The following is a 16,410-nucleotide window of genomic DNA, read 5'->3' as shown; positions in this document are numbered from 1 at the left end:
TCCGCGGCAGGCGGAAAGCCTTGTAGGGGGACAGCGAAAGCAGACGCGCCCGGCCCCCTTTCGGCAAGAGATATTTTACATGAAAGGGGAGGTTCAGTAAAGAGAACTGGGGCGGGATGCGTCCCAGCTCTTATTTGCGCCGTTTGAATGAACCGGACCGTTTCGAGGTGCTTGGCTTGGAACCCGCGCTGGCCGGTGTACGATAAGTCGGTGTGGAGCCGTCACTGCGGCGTACGGAATCCTGCGTGCCGCCAGCCGGGGGTTTGGCCGCGGGCGGCGTGGTATAGCTTCCTTTCCTGTCCGTGGTTGTGGGGGGAGTGGTGCCGCTCTTGCCGGCTCCACCGGTACTGGGATAAGGAACGGTTTGATACTTGCCGTAGTCATCGTACCTCTTGGAAGAGCGGTAGCCGCGGTAATCATAACCGCCCCTGTGGCTGTCGTACCATCCTCCACCGAAGAGCGATTGCAGCAGGGTCGCAGTAATATAGCCTTGTAGGAACGAAGAGTCATAATTGTCCCGGGCGTACGTGATCGTGTCCACTTCCACCAGCGTAGTGCCCTCGTGGTTCGGATCCTTCTGCACGTTGACGACTTTGTCGCTGTACACGAGGAACATTTGGTCCTGCGATGACTTCGACATCTCTTGCGGAGGATCGCTCCCCGCAATTTCCTGAGCGACGGACGGGACATCTTTTCCTTCGACGGAATAAACTTTAGCCGTGCTTTTGCCTTGTCCCTGCACATCGATAAGAGAGTAGTTCTGTTTGATATATTGGCCTGCGTCGCTGGAGCACCCCGCGATCAGCGAGAGGATCAACAGCAGCGACAGCAGGCGGATCCATAGGCTCTGCATGCGTCTTGCGCACCTCCTGTCTTGTCAAAGCTCCCCCACAAGTATCGAATCTCCTGAGCGGCCGGGGGGCTTACGAGCCTTTCATGAAGCGAATCTGGCCCGCAGGGGTGCGCGTTCCTTCGAGTGCGGTATATTTGCCGTCCTGCCACTGGAGAAAGAAGTGCCGGTCCCCTGCGCCGAGGTAGCTCCAGAAGAGAACCGTATCGTTCGAACGAAAATCCGTGCGGCCTTCGGTGCGCACTTGATCGCTGCGGTGGTGCTCCAGGTCATAGGTAACCTCCCCTCCGACATCGAGCACCGTCGGTACGTCATTGGGATCGTCAAGAGAGCCTTCGACGAACTCGCAGAGGAAACTGTCGTAGGTCCTGCCTTTTTCAATGAGCAGACAAGAGATATGTTTGCCGTTCTGCAGATAATAAGCGAACCGGTGGGGCGGGAACCCTTGGTCATAATACACCGCTTTGCCGGAAACGACGTATTCTTCCAGATCCACGGTGAGAATGTCCCCGACCCGGGTATCTTCGTACGGATTGGCCGGCGGGGTCTGCGGCGCTTCTTTACCTGCTTTCAAGATCGATCCGACCCGTTTCCATATGGACATGATTCTTCGCTCCTTTGGAAAATCGCCGATTGTCCGGCGTCTTTTTTTGATTTGTTGGTTCTGCACTGCCTCTTCTACTGTTATCATACTACCGATTACCCAAATGCTTATCACTTATTACGATGATAAGGTTTTTCCGTTTCATTGCCAAGCGCAGTGGAATATGAATACGGGTTGTGGTATAATACTAAAGATATTCTTAAGTACGGCCTGACTGTTCAATTTTGACACTTCTGGAAAGTGTCTTTGGTAAGAGTTAAATTAGGAAGATAGGAGTCGCACTTAAGGGTATAGAAAACAGAAGAACCCGAGTAAAAAGGAGAATGAAATCATTTGAAAACATTTAGTGAATTCGGCTTAGAGCCAAAGGTACTGCGCGCCATCACGGAGATGGGCTTCGAGGAATCCACGCCCATTCAGGAAAAAGCCATTCCTGTAGCTCTTGAAGGCCGCGACCTGATCGGCCAAGCGCAAACCGGTACGGGTAAAACCGCAGCATTCGGTATCCCTCTGGTGCATAAGATCGACGTCAAGGAAGAGAAGATCGTCGCTCTGATCATGTGTCCTACCCGCGAGCTCGCGATTCAAGTAGCGGAGGAAATCGAGAAGCTCGGACGCTTCAAAGGTATCCGTTCCCTGCCGATCTACGGCGGACAGGATATCGTCAAGCAAATCCGCGGATTGCGCAAAAAGCCGCAGATCATCATCGGTACGCCGGGACGACTGCTCGACCATATCAATCGGAAGACCATTAAGCTGGATGACGTGCAGACCGTCATTCTCGATGAAGCTGACGAAATGCTTGATATGGGCTTCATGGATGACATCAAGTCCATCCTGAGCCTGGTGCCGGAAGAACGCAATACAATGCTGTTCTCGGCTACAATGCCGATCAATATCCAGAAACTGGCACAGCAGTTCCTGAAGAATCCGGAGCACGTTTCGGTCATTCCGAAGCATGTTTCCGCGCCGCTCATCGACCAATCCTACATCGAACTGCACGAGCGCCAGAAGTTCGAAGCGCTCTGCCGCTTGATCGACATGGAAGCACCGGATCTTGCCATCATCTTCGGCCGTACAAAGCGCCGGGTAGATGAGTTGTCCGAAGCGCTCCAAAAGCGTGGCTATGCAGCAGAAGGCCTTCACGGCGATCTGTCCCAGAATCAGCGTGACAACGTGATGCGCAAGTTCCGCGACGGCAGCATTGAAGTGCTCGTAGCTACGGACGTAGCAGCGCGCGGTCTCGACGTATCGGGCGTAACGCACGTGATCAACTTTGACCTACCGCAGGATCCAGAGAGCTACGTTCACCGGATCGGCCGTACGGGCCGTGCGGGTAAAGAAGGCGCAGCTTACACCTTCGTTACGCCTCGCGAGATCGATCACCTGCATTTCATCGAGAAGATCACGCGCCACAAGATCACGAAGAAGCCTGTACCTAGCCTTGCCGAAGCAATCGAAGGCAAGCAAAAGGTAACGGCTGAGCGTGTGCTTGAAGTGCTCCAGAAAGATGAGCATAACGAGTACAAAGGCCTCGCGATCTCCCTCCTGGAGCATCACGACTCCGTGCATCTGCTTGCAGCGGCACTCAAGCTGCTGACAGGTGGAGACAAGAAGGAAGTCGATATCGAGCTGACGCCGGAAGATCCGATCCGTGCGAAGAAGAGAAGGCCGGATGTGCGCAGCAACGGTCGTCGTCCTTCGGGTTCGTACGGTACGGCAGGCGGCGCTCGCCGTAACGATCGTCCTTACGGCGGTGGCGGTGGCGGCAGCCGCGATGGCGGCAGCCGCGATGGCGGCGGATACCGTGGCAACCGTGATGGCGGACGTCGCGAAGGCGGCAGCCGTGATGGCGGCGGATACCGCGGCAACCGTGACGGCGGCGGTGGCGGCGGATATCGCGGCAACCGTGACGGCGGCGGCAGCAACTACTCCCGTCCGTCGGGCCGCGGTGAAGAGACTCTCGTGTAACAAGATAAACGGCTTCGCCGTCCTTTAGGACGATGTGCGTTTATAAGAAATATAAGACTACAGGATCAAGCCCTGGTGAGATATGAATTCTTATATTAAAAAAAAGAAGCAGGCACGCTTAAGGCGCGCTTGCTTCTTTTTGTATTACCATTAAGACCTAGCTCTTGTTCATTACACGAGAAGGCTGCGGCTAACGATAACCAGCAGGATGAAGAGGACGAGGATCGTTCCCGTGGAAGTCCATGCACCCGTTGCTCCCATAGTGACAACCTCCTTTGTTTGATATTTACCAGGTGGTGATATATCGTATGCCAGGCAGCCTTTTTGGTATAGACTGCTACCTAGAAGAGGGGAATTAGGCTATAATAGGGTGTATACAAGAAGGAGGGCATCAAGTTGGAATTTCGTGGAATCATGGGCGGTTTCTACCGCATCTCCGAATGGATTATGCGCCTTTCGGTCATTAACGTACTTTGGATTCTATGCGGAATCCCCTTCTTTCTGCTGGGGCTGATTCTGCTGCAGGCTGGAACTTCCGATCAAGTCTTGCAAACGCTTATCCTGATGGCGGTGGTCGCACCGTTCACACTGTTTCCTTCGACGGCTGCCATGTTCAGCGTGGCACGCAAGTGGCTGACGGGCGATGAGGATGTGCCGCTGTTCAAGACATTCTTCCGAAGCTACAAAAGCAACTACGTGCAGGCGATGCTGGGCGGGCTTCTGTATATGCTGTTCGGTGTCATTCTTTATACGAACTTCCGGTTCTACGGCAACCAGAGCGGATTATTCAGCATTCTGCGCTTTCTCGTCCTTTCCTTGACTGTCCTGCTGACGATATCCTTATTCCACTTCTTCTCGATCTTGTCGCACCTGCATATGAAGACGCTCCAGATCGTAAAGAATGCGATGCTGATCACGATCGGCAATCCGATCCGGTCGATCTCGATGATCGTTCTGAACGGCGTCGTCCTGTATGTGAGCTTTAACGTCTTTACTTTCCTTATTCCTTTCTTCATGGGGAGCCTGGTTGCGATCGTATCGTTCTGGCACTTCAACCTGATCTTCGGCAAGCTGCAGGAGAAGCAGCAGCAGATCGCGGAGAAGGAAGCCGAGGCCGCGGAACAGGAGCGCTTGAAGGCCGAAGAGGGCGGAGATGCCCTGGAGGCCGCACTCGACGGAGCGGAGCTGCATGAGGCTGAAGAGCGCAGGGAAGACCGCGGCGGTAACGTCAGCCGGTAACTCCATCATTTCTCTGCAGTGCCAACAGTACACGGCTCACCCGAGGTTTACTTTCGGTTCCGAGTGGACTATAATAAGCTTACAACCAAATCCTGCGATGTGCGTTTCGGTTATCGTGTTTTAAACCAATGATTGTTTCTAGGGAGACCTATATAGAATTGCGGCTGACCTGCCCTCGAAAAGGGACTTCAAAACCAATTCTGCGGTCACCCACCTGCTAGCGCAGGTTTGAGACAAGTTGACCGGACGGCATAGGCGGGTTTTTTTTATGCCGGATTGTTCACGTGAACAGGCAGCAGGAACCTACATAATAACGGCGGGGAGACCAAGACAATAGAACAATACTAAGAGCAGAGAGGAAGTTTGGAGAAATGAAGTTGTTTATTGATACCGCTAATGTCGAAGAAATTCGCAAGGCTCACGAGCTTGGCGTCATTGCCGGTGTAACCACGAATCCGTCCCTGATCGCCAAGGAAGGCAAAGACTTCTTCGCTACGGTGAAAGAGATCATCGAAGTCGTAGGGAATGTGCCCATCAGCGCGGAAGTCATCTCGCTGAAAGCGGACGAGATGGTGGAGCAGGGCAAAAAGCTGGCCGCCCTCGGCGAAAGCATCGTAGTGAAGGTGCCGATGACCGAGGAAGGGCTGAAAGCCACGAAAATCTTCACGGAGCTCGGCATCAAGACCAACGTCACCCTGATCTTCTCCTCCACCCAGGCACTGCTGGCCGCACGGGCAGGGGCTACTTACGTATCGCCTTTCGTCGGACGACTCGATGATATCAACCAGATCGGGATGAACCTCATCAAAGAAATCAGCGAAATTTTCGCTATTCATGATATTGCTTCCGAAATCATTACAGCAAGTGTCCGGACGACCACTCACGTGATCGAAGCGGCCCTGCTCGGCGCCCACATTGCCACGGTGCCTTACAAAGTCATCCAAGGCATGGCCAAGCACCCGTTGACGGATGCGGGAATCGAGCGGTTCCTGAAGGACTGGGAAGGCGCCAAGCAGTCCGTATTCTAGAAAAGCACGTCCCCCTACAAGGAGCCGCATTATGAAAGCGGCCAAGTAGGAGAAGTGGTAACCAAAACAAAGGAGGCCTCCGTTGATCGGAAGCCTCCTTTGTTTTGGTTATGGCATGACACGGGGAAGGGAGGTGTGGGGAAGAAGGAGTTGCGGGGAAGAGAGAGAGCTGAAGGGAGGGCCTGCTCATTAGCCGCAGCAGGCCGCCGGAGAGTGCAGGCTGCCCAACATCCCGGCAGCCGGGGTGTATGCTGCCGTCTATGCTTCGAGCGCTGCCAGATCGCTGAGCTCATGGAAGGTGCCTTGGAGCGTGCCGTACAAGCTACGGTAAATCTCGTAGTAGGCCTGGTAGCGCTCTTGGTTGGCCGCGATCGGCTCGATCCGGTCCTCCACGCGGATCCACTCCTCGCATAAGTCCGGAATCTCCCTGCGTAGCACGCCGGAGGCAGCCATCACGGCAGCGCCGTAAGCGGGGCCATCGGTAGAGTTCACCGTGACGACCGGATAGCCGAAGATATCGGCGATCATCTGCCGCCAGAAGCGGCTGCGGGCTCCGCCGCCGTTCACACGGAGTTCGGTGATATCGATACCGGACTCCTTCATCAGCTCCAGGGAATCCCGGAGGCCGAAGGTGATCCCTTCCAGTACGGCACGGGTCAAGTGGGCTTTGCCGTGGCGCAGGTTCAGACCGATGAAACCGCCGCGGGCCTTCGGATCCGGATGCGGCGTTCTCTCTCCTGTAAGGTAGGGCAGGAACAGCAGCCCTTCGCTGCCGATCGGTGCCGTAGAAGCCAGCTCCGTCAGGAATTCGTAGACATCGCTGCCTTCCTGCTTGGCAAGCTGTAGTTCTTCGAAGGCGAAGTGGTTCTTCCACCACTGGAAAGAACCTCCGGCTGCCAGCATAACCCCCATGCGGTGCCATCTGCCGGGGACGCCGTGGCAGAAGGAATGGAGCCTGCATTCCTCGTCGGCCTGATAAGTATCATCGTGTACGAAGACTACGCCAGAGGTGCCTAGCGCCACCGAAGCGATCCCGCTCCGGACCACTCCGACCCCGACAGCGCCGCAGGCTTGGTCGCCGCCGCCGGCGACGACGGGTGTGCCTTCAGCCAATCCGGTGAGCGCCGCCGCTTCCGGGAGGAGGGTGCCGGCAATATCGCTGCTCTCGAAGAGCGGAGGAAGCCAAGAAGCCGGCAGACCGAGCTTCTCGAGCACTTCAGCCGACCAGCGTCGGTTTGCGACGTCGAGGAGCAGCGTACCGCTGGCATCCGCCAGGTCCATGCCGAACGCTCCGGTCAGCTGGAGGCGGACATAATCCTTCGGCAGCAAAAGCGTGGCGGTACGTTCGAAGTTCTCGGGTTCCCGGTTGCGCAGCCATACGGCTTTGGGTGCCGTGAATCCTGTGAGCGCTTTATTGCCGGTAAGTCGTCCAAGCTCCTCCTTGCCGATGGTCTCCTCGATCCATTCGCATTCGGCACCCGTCCGCTGGTCGCACCAGAGCAGGGCGGGACGCACGACGTTCCGCTCCTTGTCCAGGAACACGGAGCCGTGCATCTGACCCGACAAGCCGATGCCAGCTACTTCGCTCCCTGTTATGCCGGCTTTCTCCAACAGGCGGCGAATGCAGGATGCGGTGGCGTTCCACCAGTCCTCCGGGTGCTGTTCGGCCCATCCGGGCTGCGGCTGCAGCAGTGGGTATTCTTCGCTGCTGCTTGCTTTGACTTCGCCTTTTCCGTCGACCAGGATGCATTTGACCGCAGACGTACCCAGATCAATCCCCAAAAAATACATATCGTTTCCCCCAAGAATAGAATAAGAGCTTAATTTTGAAGCTTTTTTAACTTTGTTTACTTAATGAACAAATTATATTACGATAAAGAAAAGAAGGCAATGCGTAAAATCGGCAGGCTGCTTAACATGGAGGAGCAGATCGGATACAATAGGACGATAGATCTGCTGTGGATAGAAGGAAGGGGAACGTTCGTGAAGTCGAGACCGGTTTCCGGCGACAGTACATTTCTGAAAAGTTTAAATAAATCAACGCTGCTGGGATTGATCCGGGGGCAGGCTCCGGTATCCAGGGCGGATCTGGCCAAGAAGACGCGCCTGACGCGGGCCACAGTGTCAGCCTTGGTCGAAGAGCTGATCGCAGATCACCTGGTGATCGAGACGGGCATCGGCGAATCCAGCGGAGGGCGCAAGCCGATGATGCTGGAGCTTAACCGGCATGGCGGTCGGGTCATCGGACTCGATCTGCGGCCGACGGATATGCTGCTTGTCGTTACGGATCTGCAGGGGCAGATTGTAAGGAAGTCGGTACACCCGTATCCGGACGGTACGTGGGCCGATCCGGACCTGTGCCTGGCCGCGATCCTGGCGCTGCTGGAGAAGGAACGCGCCCTGCTGGATTCAACGCCTCTTGGGCTGATCGGAGCGGGGATCGGCGTTCACGGGTTCGTGGAATATCCCTCCGGTCATATTGTGTTTATGCCGCATACCGGGTGGAAGGACTTGTCCTGGAAGAGCGATCTGGAGGCACGCCTCGGACTCCCTGTGCTGATCGACAACGAAGCGAATCTCGCTGCGCTTGGTGAGCTCGAGTTCGGAGCGGGAGCCGAAGCGGACTGCAGCGACATGCTGTATCTCAGCGCCGGGGGAGGGATTGGTGCCGGTCTAATCCTGGGGGGAGAGCTCTTCCGGGGCACCCGGGGCCTGGCGGGGGAGGTGGGTCACACCACCATCCAGATGGACGGGCTCCCTTGTTCCTGCGGCAACCGCGGATGCTGGGAGCGCTACGCATCCGAGCGGGCCGTCGCCGACCGGCTCGGCATGGACTATAGACCCGGCTTCTCGGAGCGTCTGCTGAACCTGCTGGAGCGTGAGGATGAGGAGGCGTGCGCGGCGGTACGCGGGGCCGGAGCATATTTGGGCATCGGGATAGGAAATATGATGCATACGTTCAACCCGCAGATGATTGTCGTCGGCAATGCGATGAGCCAGTACGGCAGCTGGCTGCATGAGCCTCTTCTATCGGCGCTGGCTTCCCGGTATTCCTATCTGGCATCGTTTCGGAGTACGGTCCGGTACTCGGAGCTCGGTGAGAACAGCTGCGCGCTCGGGGCCGCGTCATCGGTCATCAGGACACGGATGCGTCTGCAGGAATACGAGGCGCTGCCGGTCTGGAACCATTCCGAACTGCCGAACGAATCGTGAACGAATTGTGTATTCCCTCTTTCTCTTGGAACCAAACAATGATATGATTAAGGATAGTGTGAACCGGAGTTCATTGTTTACTTCATTGAGGAGGGAAGGCTTTGCTTAAGCGTACCTTGGTCGGTCTCATCCGCAGCCATGAAACAACGGGAGAGAAAGCGAAAGATCCGGCATTAAAAACCAGATACTACAAAATCTCCATGGATCAGGCTTGGGAAGAGATCGTTAATATGTTCAAAAAGTTGAACGGATATAAACTGCTTCACGAGGTAAGAAGCGTCGGGGAAATTGTTGTCGAACGCAAAACCATCACCGGCCGGACCCAGGATATTACACTGACTTTATTCGGTATTACACCCGTCAAGACGGCTGTCGACATCTATTCCGCTTCCCGCGGATCCCTTGGGGATATGGGGGCCAACTACAGAACCATCCTCGATATCTATCGGCATATCGACAAGCGCCTTGCCGCTTATAAAATAAACGAATGACAAAAAACAGCGTGGTAGCCGGGTGGCTGTACGCTGTTTTTTTGTGAAGCTATGGAGTTGGAAGCGGATGACAGCCGATTATACGAGTTTCTTAACCGCTTCAATCGCTGCTTCGTAGTTCGGGTGCTCCGTCATTTCGCTCAGGTATTCTACATATTGAACGGTATCGTTCGCATCGATGATGAAGATGGATCTCATCAGCAGGTGCAGCTCTTCGATGAGTACGCCGTAAGCCTTACCGAACGTGTGGTTCTTGTAGTCGGAGAGGGTAACGACTTTGTCGATGCCTGCAGAGCCGCACCAGCGGGCTTGAGCCATCGGCAGATCGACGGAGATCGTCAGCACGATCACGTTGTCGCCAAGCTTCGCAGCTTCTTCATTGAAACGGCGGGTTTGTGCATCACACACGCCCGTGTCCAGGGAAGGGACTACGGAGATCAGTTTTACTTTGCCTGCATAGTCGGCCAAGGAGGCGGTTTCGAGCAGATTCTTGTTCACTGTGAAGTCCGGAGCCTTATCTCCAACTTTCAGTTGAGTGCCGACCAGGTTGATCGGATTGCCTTTGAGAGTCGCTTGTGCCATGATTACATGGGCCTCCTTCAAAATCCTGATAATGTTTGGTATTCACCGAGGAATATTATAACATTAGATCGGACGAGTAATCCAGTCGGAACTCGTCGCCTAAGGTTGCACCGGATTCTCCCGCTGAACGCGGTCGCTCCTCTTCGAGATGCTTCGATAGGGAATCCGGTATAACATTCTCGAAGACAAGCCCACAAGCTTGCCGTGAATGGTGCACGAACAGCTGGCCGAAGCTGGCTAATCAGGGGTGGACAAATCCCTCGGAACATGCGATTATACAACTTTAGAATGGCGTCAGTGGAAGGAAGGAAGCGTTTGTGGAACTGCGGCAGCTTCAATACTTTGTAAAGGTGGCGCGCAAGCAGCACGTGACCCAGGCGGCGGAAGAAATGCATGTCGCCCAGTCGGCTGTTTCGCGACAGATTCATCAGCTCGAAGAAGAACTGGGCGTTCAATTGTTCGTTCAGAAAGGCAGGAACCTGCAGCTAACCTCTGTCGGCAAGCTGTTCTTATGCCGGGTGGAAGGCATTCTGACGGATCTCGAACGGGCGGTTAATGAAATTCATGAGTACCTGGATCCCGAGAAAGGGGAAATCCGCGTAGGATTCCCGCACAGCTTAGGGATCTACCTGCTGCCTACCCTCATTGCGAGCTTTCGCAAACATTACCCGAACGTTACGTTCCGTCTTCGCCAGGGAACCTATAATAGCTTGATCCGCGATGTGATGAAAGGCGAAATCGACTTGGCTTTTATTTCACCTTTTCCCGAGAAGCACAGTCATGTAACCGGCGATCTGCTTCTCCAGGAGGAACTGTATGCGATTGTTCCGCAGGGTCACTTGCTCTCTGAGCACAAGACGATCCGGCTGGAGCAGCTCAAAGACGATTCGTTCGTCATGTTCAGCGAGGAATACTCGCTGCGCGCGATCGTGCTCGAAGCGTGCAGCCAAGCCGGGTTCGTACCCCGGATCGGATTCGAGGGAGAAGAGACGGATACGATCCGGGGGTTGGTCGCCGCGGGTATGGGCGTAAGCTTGCTGCCGGAGATGGCGCTCACGGAGATCAGCGTCCTGCAGCCCGTGAAGGTGCGGGTGGTGGAGCCCCAAGTGACACGCAGTGTCGGGATGATCCAGCGAAGCGGCGAAAAACTTCCGCTGGTGGCGGAAGTTTTTCGGAAGTTCCTGCTTGATTTTATGGCGACCAAATACCGGGTCGTCGGCAGTTCCGAACAGCGGTCTACTGAACCGCAGTAAACCCCAGGTATCCTTCACCTCGATACCGAATAGAGTGTTCATTATCAGGCTTACAGCCCCGCTAGAATCAGGGCTCCGCTTGTACCGATCAGCCAATCCAGTAAGGGCAGCCGGTAATAGCGGAGCTCTTTGGTTTGGGAACGGATTTCCTCCAGGTGATCCTTCATTCTCATTTCCAGCTCAAAATGATTCATGACGCCACGCTCCCCTCTTTCTTCTCATTATATCTTGCGAAAGATGAATAAAAAGTGTAAGGTATTTTCTATTCCTTCATCTTTTGATACCGAAGAGGGGGCTTGAAACGGATGTTAGACTTCTATTACCTGAAATTGCACGGGAAGTTCGCGGAAGTACACAGGGATGAGGAGTTCGAGGTGACCCTGCCGGAGCTTACGGACTTGCTCCAATGTTCGAGCCGCAACGTGAATCTGGTGCTGAAGCGGCTGGAGGCGCTGGGGTGGATCTCCTACGCGCCGGGCCGCGGGCGGGGACACCGTTCGAAGCTAAGACTGCTGGCAGCAGGAGAGGCGGTGGCGCTGGAAGCGGCGCAGGAATACGTACGCAAAGGAGATATTCAGCAGGCATTCGCCTATCTGGAGAATTATCCCCACCTGCCGGCGGTCAAAGACCACTTCGTCTATTGGCTCGATACCCAGTTCGGCTTCCGGCCCCACCGGCAGAACGACCGGCAGACCGATACCTTGCGGCTGCCTTATCACAAGCAGATCGAATGCCTTGACCCGGCCCATCTGTCTTACTTGGTCGAGTGTCATGTCGTGGAGCAGATCTTCGATACGCTGGTCAGGTACCGGGAAGAGACAGGGGCGTTCGAAGGCGGATTGGCTCATCATTGGAGCTGCCTCGGAGAGGGAACGGAATGGCTCTTCTATCTTCGTAAAGGAGCGTTCTTCCATCATGGACGGGAGATGACTTCGGAGGATGTCAAGTTCACGATCGAGCGGCTGCGGAGCGAGGAGCTTCGTTCACCGTACCGATGGCTGTTCGTTGACGTACAGGAGGTAGAGTGTACGGACCGGTATACGGTACGGATCCGGCTGAGCCGCGCGAATCCCCTCTTCCTGCAGCATATGAGCTATAATCGTTCCTGTATTGTTCCTTTTGATGCCGTCACCGACATGGGAGAGAGGTTTCAAATGGCCCCCATCGGAACCGGTGCATTCAAGATCGTTCAGCACGATGACAATATGCTGGTGCTCGAAGCGTTCGGGCGGTATTATGACCGGAGAGCCCATCTGGACCGGATTGAAATCTGGTATACGCCGGAGCTGGTTCGGAAGGCAAGCCAACTCGAGGCGATGTCTTATGGAATGCGTTATGAATGCACGATGGAGGACGGGGAGACGCCGAAGGGGTGGAAGTCGATCGAGAAGACGGGCAGAGACTGCAGCTTCCTGACTTTCAATCATCTTGTGCCTGGTCCGCATCAATCGCTTTCGTTCCGCAAAGCGGTGCAGCATGGCATTGACCGCCGTCTATTGGTTCCTCAGGATGGAGAAGGGGTCCGGACGTTCGCGAAGTGGTTCTACGAGGATGAGCGGGAGCATAGTGATACCGATGAGGGATTCGATCCCATTGCCGCCCGGCGGTATTTGAGCCAAAGCGGTTACAAGGGGGAGGTGCTGCGTCTTAGTTATCATCACTCCCCTTTTGAATTGGAGAGCATCCGGGAGCAGCTCGGAGAGATTGGGATTCGCATCGAGCTCGAAAACCGGATCCGCTCCTGTACGGCCGGCGCATCGGAGAGTGATGCGCATATCTGGTTTCACCGCAATATTATGGATGAACACCCGGAATTATCGGTCATCGAGTTGTTCCTTGCGGAGAACAGTGCGGTACGTCTTCACCTAAGCGAAGAGCAGAGGAAGAATGTGGATTGGCTCATCGCACGATTATATCAGGAAAGCTCCCCCGCGACACGCCAAGCTTATCTGGAGCGTCTGCGGGCCTTGGTGATGGAGGAAGCCTGCGTACTGTTTCTCTTCCAGCATACGCAGCGCACCATATTTCATCCGTCGCTGAAGAACGTGTCGCTGGGTTCGCTCGGCTGGGTCCGTTTTCGGGATCTGTGGTTCGAGCCGGCGTACACTGCGGAGCCGGAAGCGGAGGGAAGCAGCCGTCTGCAAGCATAAAGAAAAGCCCGGATTTCCTTTAGGGGAAGTCCGGGCTTTTCGTAGTATGGAGGCTGTTTAATCGTCGGAACGGTTGAAAATCCAGATGTACTCAAGCAGTTGGAGTACGGAGACCAAGGCTGCCGCGACATAAGTCAAGGCGGCGGCGTTGAGCACTTTGCCTACGCCCTCTTCTTCGCTGTTGCGGATGAATCCGGAAGAAACCATAATGTCGCGCGCTCTGGAAGAAGCGTTGAATTCGACCGGAAGGGTAATCAGCTGGAACATCACCGCCACACTGAAGAGAATAATGCCGAGCAGAATCAGTCCGGAGAACTTGAACAGGAAGCCGCCGATCAGCAGGAAAGGCGCGATCCCCGACGAGAAGTTCACCACAGGGAAGATCTTGTGTCTGGCTACGAGCATCGGATAGCTTACCTTGTGCTGGATGGCGTGGCCGACTTCGTGTGCCGCAACGGATACGGCCGAGATGGAACGTTCGTAATAGACGGGCTCCGAGAGGCGGACGACACGTGCAACGGGATCATAATGGTCCGTCAACGCGCCGCGGACCGCTTCTACAGGCACGTCATGGAGTCCGTTCTCGTCCAGAATGCGCCGTGCTACATCATATCCGGTTAAACCGGATGTGACGGGAACATCAGACCATTTGTTGAATGTGCCCTTAACCCTGAAGCTTGCCCAAAAGCTTAAACCAACTGCTGCCAGGATGAGTACGGTCCATGGTGTAAACAGCATGCTATGACACTCCTTCTTATGAAATCAATATGAGTGTAACTACGAAAAGGGACCTTTGCCCAAGAGAAGCAGAAGCGCTTCGATGCAGGCCGCCGTGGGTTGATTCAGCATGTTATGCAGCTTTTTGAGCTGGGATGGTTTCAGTTTCTCGAGAAGCGGGCCGACTTCCTTGGCTTCCTTCTCGAGCTGCTTCAATAAAAGCTGCAGTGTTGTAAGCTTATCTGTCACCATTTCATCCTTGCTGACTTTCCCCAGCTGCTGAAGACTCGCTTTGATTTCCTCTAGGGTATACTTCTCCCTCTTCATCGATTCAATACGTTTGAGACGGGCTAAGGTTTCATCGCTATATAACCGGTAGTTGGTGTCGGACCGGGTTTCCGGGTCGATCAGTCCGAGTTTGGTGTAATAGTCGATCGTTCTGGGGCTGACCTCCGATAAGCGCGCCAGCTCACCGATTTTATAAAGCTTCATATCCCCATCATCCTCCACCTCATTTATATGTAGATTGGGCCGGCCTCCGGTGCAAAACGAATGAGCATTCCCTATCTCATGATACCTGAACCCAAACCATACAGTCAAACGTTATGCTTCTCCATTATTAGCCTGAGACAACCTCGGCGAATCACCTCCTAAATATTGGAACGAAAATGGAGGGGAGCGATGCTATGTTACGTTTTTGCATCCGAATCCCCTAGTATATGGACAAGAAAACCGAATTATGCGCATTTGATGTTAGGTTATTTTTCGTTTTTACCCAGTATTTATTCAAAAACCTATTGCCAAAAGAAATGACGGCCTATATAATGACAATAAGAATTTCAAAACGTGTTATATAAACTAACATTAAGAAGGAAGTGGTCGGTTTGTTAAAGAAGTTGCTCTTCTCTACGGGTCTTATGTCAGTTATGTTGCCGACAGCCATGGCTTTTGCCGCGGATGACGCGACACCCGCTCAACTTCAGGGAGCGGTGGATGCGGTCTGGGTCATGCTGGCCGCCATTCTCGTCATCTTCATGCAGGCGGGCTTCGCGCTGCTTGAGGCAGGTTCCACACGCATGAAGAATGCGGGGCACGTTGCCGGCAAAACGATCCTTACCTTCGGGATCTGTGCGATCGCGTTCTGGGCGGTAGGGTTCGGTCTAGCCTTCGGCGACGGCAACAGCTTCATCGGGATGAAGGGCTTTTTCGTGGACGGATCGGAAGAGCAGGCGACCGCAGCCTTCGGTTCACTGTCTTACTCCGATGTGCCGATCGGCATTAAATTCCTCTTCCAGCTCGCTTTCGCCGGCGTCTCCCTTGCTATCGCCTTCGGCGGTTTCGCAGAGCGCGCCAAACTCTCGGTGTACTTCATCTTCAGTATCCTCTTCGTCATCTTCATCTACCCGGTAGCGGCTCACTGGATCTGGGGCGGCGGCTGGCTCGCCGGACACGGCAAGCAGGACTTCGCAGGCTCTACGGTCGTGCATCTGCAGGGGGCAACGGCAGCTCTGGTCGCTACCTTGATGCTCAAGCCGCGGATCGGGAAGTACAATAAAGATAAAACGCCGAACCTGATTCCGGGTCACAATCAGGTGCTCTCGGTACTTGGCGTAATCATTCTGTGGATCGGCTGGTTCGGTTTCAACCCGGGCTCCACGCTTAGCGCTATGGGTGACGGCTTCTTCGGTTACATTGCCATGACAACGAACCTGGCGGCGGCGGCCGGCGGTGTGGCGGCGATCGTGGTAGCATGGATCTATTTTGGCAAAGCGGACATTCCAAGCATGCTGAACGGTGTGCTGGCAGCACTTGTGGCCATTACCGCTTCTTGCGCCTTCGTGACGGTGAGAGATGCCGTAATCATCGGTGCAGTGGCAGGTATCCTGACATTCTTTACGGCGCAGTGGTTCGAAAAAGCTGGCATCGACGATCCGATCTATGCCTTCTCCGTTCACGGGATTGCAGGGATCTGGGGGACGCTCGCCAACGGGATTTTTGCAACACCGGAACTCGTCGAGAAAGTGGGCGTGGGCAAGCCGGGCCTGCTCTACGGCGGCGGCTTGGAGCAGCTTGGCGTGCAGGCCCTCGGGATCTTCACTACCTTCGTCTTCGTTCTCGTCGTGTCCTTCATTATTCTGTCTATCTTGAAAGTCACGATCGGCCTTCGCGTTACGGAGGAAGAAGAGGTAGTCGGTCTTGACTTGTCGGAGCACGGTTCTTACGGCTATCCTGAGCAAATGAAGAAATCCGCCGGAGGCAATTCGGCGAGCTTCTAAAGGCTTTACACAACAATAGAAATAGAAGGGGATGTC

At 54.7% G+C, this 16,410-nt stretch carries 16 protein-coding genes and 1 other RNA gene; 9 read left to right on the top strand and 8 right to left on the bottom strand.

The annotated features are described in order from the left end of the window. Positions 1–130 precede the first annotated feature (130 nt). Together O9H32_RS00985 and O9H32_RS00980 are read right to left on the bottom strand one after the other, a co-directional pair. Positions 131–853: a DUF4247 domain-containing protein gene (locus O9H32_RS00985; RefSeq protein WP_269863844.1), complete on the bottom strand. Its 723-nt coding sequence runs from the start codon at positions 851–853 to the stop codon at positions 131–133. 70 nt (positions 854–923) lie between these two features. Then, positions 924–1,454: a DUF4178 domain-containing protein gene (locus O9H32_RS00980; protein WP_269863843.1), complete on the bottom strand. Its 531-nt coding sequence runs from the start codon at positions 1,452–1,454 to the stop codon at positions 924–926. 333 nt (positions 1,455–1,787) lie between these two features. On the opposite strand from O9H32_RS00980, the gene O9H32_RS00975 reads away from it, so the two are divergent. Next, entirely contained in the window at positions 1,788–3,425 is a 1,638-nt protein-coding gene (locus tag O9H32_RS00975) for a DEAD/DEAH box helicase (RefSeq protein ID WP_269863842.1), read from the top strand. A gap of 171 nt (positions 3,426–3,596) precedes the next feature. Here the strand turns inward: O9H32_RS00975 and O9H32_RS00970 are convergent, their stop codons facing one another. Then, entirely contained in the window at positions 3,597–3,686 is a 90-nt protein-coding gene (locus O9H32_RS00970; protein ID WP_269863841.1) for a YjcZ family sporulation protein, read from the bottom strand. Between the two features lie 135 nt (positions 3,687–3,821). Between O9H32_RS00970 and O9H32_RS00965 the strand changes: the two genes are divergently transcribed. The 3 genes from O9H32_RS00965 to fsa all read left to right on the top strand — a co-directional run bounded on the left by O9H32_RS00965 (position 3,822) and on the right by fsa (position 5,692). Next, positions 3,822–4,664 carry a YesL family protein gene (locus O9H32_RS00965; RefSeq protein WP_269863840.1) on the top strand — a complete coding sequence of 281 codons (843 nt, stop codon included), beginning with the start codon at positions 3,822–3,824 and terminating at the stop codon, positions 4,662–4,664. 86 nt (positions 4,665–4,750) lie between these two features. Continuing rightward, positions 4,751–4,930, top strand: a non-coding RNA gene (gene ssrS, locus O9H32_RS00960) — 6S RNA. 105 nt (positions 4,931–5,035) lie between these two features. Further along, entirely contained in the window at positions 5,036–5,692 is a 657-nt protein-coding gene (gene fsa, locus O9H32_RS00955; RefSeq protein WP_269863839.1) for a fructose-6-phosphate aldolase, read from the top strand. A gap of 258 nt (positions 5,693–5,950) precedes the next feature. Here fsa and xylB read toward each other — a convergent pair whose 3' ends face one another. Further along, complete coding sequence (gene xylB, locus O9H32_RS00950) at positions 5,951–7,483, bottom strand: xylulokinase (protein ID WP_269863838.1); 1,533 nt, start codon at positions 7,481–7,483, stop codon at positions 5,951–5,953. Between the two features lie 63 nt (positions 7,484–7,546). On the opposite strand from xylB, the gene O9H32_RS00945 reads away from it, so the two are divergent. Together O9H32_RS00945 and O9H32_RS00940 are read left to right on the top strand one after the other, a co-directional pair. After that, positions 7,547–8,905 carry an ROK family transcriptional regulator gene (locus O9H32_RS00945; RefSeq protein WP_269863837.1) on the top strand — a complete coding sequence of 453 codons (1,359 nt, stop codon included), beginning with the start codon at positions 7,547–7,549 and terminating at the stop codon, positions 8,903–8,905. Between the two features lie 101 nt (positions 8,906–9,006). After that, positions 9,007–9,396, top strand: coding sequence for a DUF1499 domain-containing protein (locus tag O9H32_RS00940; protein WP_269863836.1), 390 nt, complete (start codon positions 9,007–9,009; stop codon positions 9,394–9,396). Between the two features lie 78 nt (positions 9,397–9,474). On the opposite strand, the gene tpx is transcribed toward O9H32_RS00940, so the two are convergent. Then, positions 9,475–9,978, bottom strand: coding sequence for a thiol peroxidase (tpx, locus tag O9H32_RS00935; protein ID WP_269863835.1), 504 nt, complete (start codon positions 9,976–9,978; stop codon positions 9,475–9,477). Between the two features lie 317 nt (positions 9,979–10,295). Here tpx and O9H32_RS00930 point away from each other — a divergent pair, with 317 nt between their 5' ends. Beyond that, positions 10,296–11,231 (top strand): LysR family transcriptional regulator, encoded by a 936-nt coding sequence (locus O9H32_RS00930; RefSeq protein WP_269863834.1) that lies wholly within the window; start codon positions 10,296–10,298, stop codon positions 11,229–11,231. A gap of 50 nt (positions 11,232–11,281) precedes the next feature. Here the strand turns inward: O9H32_RS00930 and O9H32_RS00925 are convergent, their stop codons facing one another. Beyond that, positions 11,282–11,425 carry a hypothetical protein gene (locus O9H32_RS00925; protein ID WP_269863833.1) on the bottom strand — a complete coding sequence of 48 codons (144 nt, stop codon included), beginning with the start codon at positions 11,423–11,425 and terminating at the stop codon, positions 11,282–11,284. 111 nt (positions 11,426–11,536) lie between these two features. Between O9H32_RS00925 and O9H32_RS00920 the strand changes: the two genes are divergently transcribed. Beyond that, on the top strand, positions 11,537–13,381 hold the full coding sequence (locus O9H32_RS00920) for an ABC transporter substrate-binding protein (protein ID WP_269863832.1): 1,845 nt from the start codon (positions 11,537–11,539) through the stop codon (positions 13,379–13,381). Positions 13,382–13,438: 57 nt separating this feature from the next. On the opposite strand, the gene O9H32_RS00915 is transcribed toward O9H32_RS00920, so the two are convergent. Both O9H32_RS00915 and O9H32_RS00910 read right to left on the bottom strand, forming a co-directional pair. Continuing rightward, positions 13,439–14,119, bottom strand: a complete 681-nt coding sequence (locus O9H32_RS00915; protein ID WP_269863831.1) for a zinc metallopeptidase — start codon at positions 14,117–14,119, stop codon at positions 13,439–13,441. A 39-nt stretch (positions 14,120–14,158) separates the two neighbouring features. After that, on the bottom strand, positions 14,159–14,590 hold the full coding sequence (locus tag O9H32_RS00910) for a MerR family transcriptional regulator (protein ID WP_269863830.1): 432 nt from the start codon (positions 14,588–14,590) through the stop codon (positions 14,159–14,161). A gap of 434 nt (positions 14,591–15,024) precedes the next feature. Here O9H32_RS00910 and O9H32_RS00905 point away from each other — a divergent pair, with 434 nt between their 5' ends. Further along, positions 15,025–16,374: an ammonium transporter gene (locus O9H32_RS00905; protein WP_269864304.1), complete on the top strand. Its 1,350-nt coding sequence runs from the start codon at positions 15,025–15,027 to the stop codon at positions 16,372–16,374. Positions 16,375–16,410 lie beyond the last annotated feature (36 nt).

Source organism: Paenibacillus caseinilyticus, from assembly GCF_027533645.1.
In the GTDB taxonomy this organism is placed as follows: Bacteria; Bacillota; Bacilli; order Paenibacillales; family NBRC-103111; genus Paenibacillus_G; species Paenibacillus_G caseinilyticus.
The sequence above is the reverse complement of the archived record's forward strand: the minus strand, read 5'-3'. Positions and strand labels throughout refer to the sequence as shown.